Source organism: Arcobacter sp. CECT 8989 (assembly GCF_004116715.1).
In the GTDB taxonomy this organism is placed as follows: domain Bacteria; phylum Campylobacterota; class Campylobacteria; order Campylobacterales; family Arcobacteraceae; genus Halarcobacter.
Genome location: NZ_PDKE01000093.1, coordinates 1 through 415 on the forward strand (window position 1 = coordinate 1; position 415 = coordinate 415).

General features: G+C 32.5%; 1 pseudogene. It reads right to left on the reverse strand.

Going from position 1 to position 415, the window contains the following annotated elements:
* Nucleotides 1–60: 60 nt before the first annotated feature.
* Nucleotides 61–360, reverse strand: a pseudogene (locus tag CRV02_RS14570) (glutathionylspermidine synthase family protein); the annotation flags it as partial.
* Nucleotides 361–415: the final 55 nt, after the last annotated feature.

Here is a 415-nt window from a genome sequence, read left to right on the forward strand (position 1 = left end):
ATATTCAATATCACTATCTACAGTAATGAGTCTTTTACAGTTATCTTTTAATGTAGCCTATAGATTATTAAATTGGATAGCTTCATCAAGGTTAGTTGCTTTTCGCTGTGCCCATTGAATAATAGCAGTTTCAAATAATGAAGTTGGATTATCCGCATTAAACGCAATTAGTTTGATTGGCTTTCCATCGATTCCACCTGCTAAGGCAAATCTTGAATATAAGGGCCAATACACATCACTTTCCCATGACTCTTTAATCATCTCAACAAGAGTAAAAGGAATATTTAGATAATGGAATAAATCCTTTTCAATTACATATTCACCAGCTTCACAAAGCATATCATAAAGCTCATTCGAGGCTTAATAATCAGCAGATGCATCTTAGTCTGAAATATCAACTATTTCAGTTACTATA